This window comes from Longimicrobium sp., from assembly GCF_036280135.1.
Taxonomy (GTDB): Bacteria; Gemmatimonadota; Gemmatimonadetes; order Longimicrobiales; family Longimicrobiaceae; genus Longimicrobium.
Genome location: NZ_DASURI010000072.1, coordinates 1 through 3,619 on the forward strand (window position 1 = coordinate 1; position 3,619 = coordinate 3,619).

5 protein-coding genes are annotated in these 3,619 nt (G+C 69.9%); 4 read left to right on the forward strand and 1 reads right to left on the reverse strand.

The window, feature by feature from the left end; genetic code table 11:
• Positions 1-229: 229 nt before the first annotated feature.
• Positions 230-898, reverse strand: a complete 669-nt coding sequence (locus VFZ20_RS02575; RefSeq protein WP_329682256.1) for an SCO family protein — start codon at positions 896-898, stop codon at positions 230-232.
• A 451-nt stretch (positions 899-1,349) separates the two neighbouring features.
• Between VFZ20_RS02575 and VFZ20_RS02580 the strand changes: the two genes are divergently transcribed.
• From VFZ20_RS02580 to VFZ20_RS02595, 4 genes are all read left to right on the forward strand, one after another.
• Entirely contained in the window at positions 1,350-2,171 is an 822-nt protein-coding gene (locus tag VFZ20_RS02580) for a 2,3,4,5-tetrahydropyridine-2,6-dicarboxylate N-succinyltransferase (protein WP_329682257.1), read from the forward strand.
• Between the two features lie 84 nt (positions 2,172-2,255).
• Complete coding sequence (locus VFZ20_RS02585; RefSeq protein ID WP_329682258.1) at positions 2,256-2,549, forward strand: hypothetical protein; 294 nt, start codon at positions 2,256-2,258, stop codon at positions 2,547-2,549.
• A complete protein-coding gene (locus VFZ20_RS02590) occupies positions 2,546-2,962 on the forward strand; it encodes a type II toxin-antitoxin system VapC family toxin (protein WP_329682259.1) in 417 nt (138 codons plus the stop codon). The genes VFZ20_RS02585 and VFZ20_RS02590 overlap by 4 nt, the downstream gene beginning before the upstream one ends.
• Before the next feature lie 14 nt (positions 2,963-2,976).
• On the forward strand, positions 2,977-3,619 hold a 643-nt coding region (locus VFZ20_RS02595; protein WP_329682260.1), incomplete at its 3' end, for a M20/M25/M40 family metallo-hydrolase.

Genomic DNA, 3,619 nt, shown 5'->3' on the forward strand with positions numbered 1-3,619 from the left:
AGCCGCCAGAACTCGCCCCGCGCGCGGTACAGCGCGCCCAGGCGGGCCGCGAACGCCTGCCGCGCGCGGCGGTCCGCCCGCTGCGCCAGCAGGAACCCGGCGTAAAGAAGGCCGATGGCGGCCAGGTAGTACATCACGGGATGAACGTCGCGGGATGGAGACTTCGTGGATCGACCCTCCCGCCGGGTGGCGGAGAGGGTCGATTGCGTTCAGCGGATGACGATGCGGATCAGAGCCCGGCGAGCGTGCGGAGGTCGTCGGCGACCTCCTCGGGCGTGGCGCTGTCGGAGATGACCACCTGCAGGTTGCCGCGCCGGTCGATGCCGTACACGACGCCCGAGTGCACCGTCATCCCTGCCGGCCTGGACGCGTGCCCGGTGTGCGCGCCATGTTCCGCGTGGGCGGCCGGCGCGGGCGCGGCGGCGGCGACCTTCTCCACGTACGCGCCGTAGCCCTGCCGCGCGACGGCCAGCGCCGCGCTGTCGCCCGTGAGCCCCACGACGGCGGGGCCAAAGTTGCCCGTGTACTTCTTGAGCGTGGCCGGCGTGTCGTTCGCCGGGTCCACGGTGATGAGCAGCACGCGGATGTCCTCGGCCTCGCCGCCCGCCTGCTTCATGGCGCTCGTGAGCTTGGTGAGCGTCGTGGGGCAGACGTCCGGGCAGTTCGTATAGCCGAAGAACAGCAGCACGGGGTGTCCGCGGTACGTGTCCAGCGACACCTGCCGGCCGTCGTGGTCCACGAGCGAGAACTGCGCGGCGGGGGCCACCTCGGTGTAGGTGGTGCCGTGGAACACGGGCGCCGTGCGCGGTGCGATGGCGATGCCCGTCGCCACGAGGATCGCGACCGCCGCCGCCACGACGCCGATGAGCGCCATCCGCGGGCTTCTGTTCTCTGCCATCGTCTGCTTCGCGCTGAGATCATGCGGGTTCGCGCGCGTGCTGCGGACGTGCGTTGCGCGCGGAGGGAAATCTAACACGGATCGGCGTTTGGCGCGCGGGGGCTCTCACCCCGCTCGAGGCCCTCACCCCGCTCGAGGCCCTCACCCCGCTCGTTCCTCGCGGCCCTCTCCCGCGAACTGCGCGGGAGAGGGCGTAGACTTCGATTCAGCTGAATGCACCGGACCGAATCTCGTGCTGGATGCAGTTCTCCCCCTCCCCCGCGAAGCGGGGGCAGGGGGCCGGGGGGAGGGGGCCCTCCGCGGGCGAGACACACTTCGCCACGTTGCACGATCCTCGCTCACCCTTCCGTCCGCCCCGCCCGGCGCTTGTCGCGCGATCCTTGCCGGGCTACGTTCCGCGCCCGCCCGCCCGGCGGCAGGGCAAAACCCGCGAACAACCCGAAGAGGACGGATGGAAGCGCGCGAGCTCGAAACCCTCGTATCCCAGGCCTACCGTGACCGCGAGCGGCTCAGCGACCGGTACGTGTGCCAGGCCGTCTACGAGACCATCGACCTGCTGGACCGCGGCCAGGTCCGCGTGGCGCAAAAGACGGACGGCGCGTGGACGGTGAACGCGTGGGTCAAGGAGGCCATCCTCCTGTACTTTGCCCTGCGCCCGCTGGAGCCCATGGACGCCGGCGACCTGCGCTTCTACGACAAGATCCGCACGAAGCAGGACCTGGAGGCGCAGGGAATCCGCGTGGTGCCGCCGGGCGTGGCGCGCTACGGCAGCTTCCTGGAGCCCGGATGCGTGATGATGCCCGGCTACGTGAACATCGGCGCGTACGTGGGCGCGGGGACCATGGTGGACACGTGGGCCACCGTGGGCTCGTGCGCCCAGGTGGGCAAGGGCGTGCACCTGTCCGGCGGCGTGGGCCTGGGCGGGGTGCTGGAGCCGCCCAGCGCGTCGCCCGTGATCATCGAGGACGGCGCGTTCATCGGCTCGCGCTGCATCATCGTGGAGGGCTGCGTGGTGGAGGAAGATGCCGTGCTGGGCGCCAACGTGGTGCTCACGGCCTCCACGCCCATCGTGGACGTGACCGGCCCCGAGCCCGTCATCACGAAGGGCCGCGTCCCGGCGCGGTCCGTGGTGATCCCGGGCTCGCTGCCCAAGGAGTTCCCCGCGGGCACGTTCCACGTCCCCTGCGCGCTCCTGATCGGCAAGCGCACCGAGTCCACGGACAAGAAGACGTCCCTGAACGACGTCCTCCGCACGTTCAACGTGCAGGTGTGAGGAGCATCGAAAACCTCATCCGCATCCAGGTGTAGATGAGGATGTGACTTCCGCGGAACTTGCGTGGAAACCGAGGAGGCAACCGTGACGATTGTTCTTACGCCCGAGGTGGAGCGCGAACTCACCTCGCGGGCACAGCGGCAGGGCACGACGCCCGATTTGCTCGCCGATACCTACCTGCGCGAGCGGCTTTTCGCTGACGCGGAGGAGGAACGCTCGGCGAATGGGCGGCCGCGCACCCTGGCTGAGCGTCTCAAGGGCTACGTTGGCGTCCTCAGCAGCAGCGAGCACGTTCCCGGCGGCGCGCAGATGTCCGAGCGCACCGGCGAGCAGTTCACGCAGATCCTGCTGGAGCGACAGGCGGAGGGACGGCTGTGAACCTGACGGATACGGGTCCGCTCGTTGCCCTGCTGGACAGGGATGATCAGCATTACGCGTCCTGCATGGCGGCCACCGACGGTCTTGGGCCCGGGCCAATGGTAACGACATGGCCGTGCTTCACCGAAGCCATGCACCTTCTCGGCAAGCACGGCGGTCATCGGTACCAGTCCGCTCTCTGGCGCCTGTACTTCGCCCGTCACGTGGTGATTCACGAACTGTCCCAGCCGGAGATCGATCGCGCGGCGGGGCTGATGGAGAAGTACAGCAACGTGCCCATGGATCTCGCCGACGCGTCATTGGTCGCCGTCGCGGAGTCTCACGCCGTGCGGCGCGTGTTCACGACCGACGGCGACTTCCGGATCTATCGCCTCGCGGACGGCTCCGCGTTCGAGCCCATCCCCGCCCGCTGACTTGCAAACTTCGCGTGCCTGATTCCATCCGTGACGAGCTGGCGGGGCTAACGCTGGCCCTGTGCAACATCCCCAGCGAGACGTGCCACGAGGCCGAGATCGCCACGTGGATCCAGCACCGCTGCGTGCAGGCCGCGGGCGCACACGCCGTCAAGCGCATCGGCCACTCGGTGATCTGCGAGCCGTGGGGGCGCGACGAGCGTCCCGGCCACCCCACCATCGCGCTCGTGGGCCACAGCGACACGGTCAAGTGCGCCGCCCACCAGGACTACGAGATCCGCGACGGCCGCGTGTACGGCTGCGGCGCCAGTGACATGAAGGCTGGTCTGGCCGTGATGCTGGCCCTGCTGGACCGCTGGCGTGAGCTGGAGCGTGCGCGGCCCGTCTGGATCTTCTACGACGGCGAGGAAGGCCCGGCCGAGGGCAACGGGCTGGGGCCCGTGCTGGAGAGCGGCGTCCTGCCGCCCATCGACTTCGCGTTCATCCGGGAGCCCCCGGACCGCGGGCTGCAGCCGGGATGCATGGGGCTGCTGCACGCCAACGTCACCGTCCGCGGCACCCGCGCCCACAGCGCGCGGCCCTGGCAGGGCGAGAACGCGCTGTACAAGGCCATTCCCCTCCTGGAGCGCCTCCGCGACTTCGGGCGGCGCGAGGTGC

Excerpts from the sequence above, each read along its gene's own strand:
- VFZ20_RS02575 (WP_329682256.1), bottom strand. The coding sequence starts at position 898 with ATGGCAGAGAACAGAAGCCCGCGGATGGCGCTCATCGGCGTCGTGGCG.
- VFZ20_RS02580 (WP_329682257.1), top strand. The coding sequence starts at position 1,350 with ATGGAAGCGCGCGAGCTCGAAACCCTCGTATCCCAGGCCTACCGTGAC.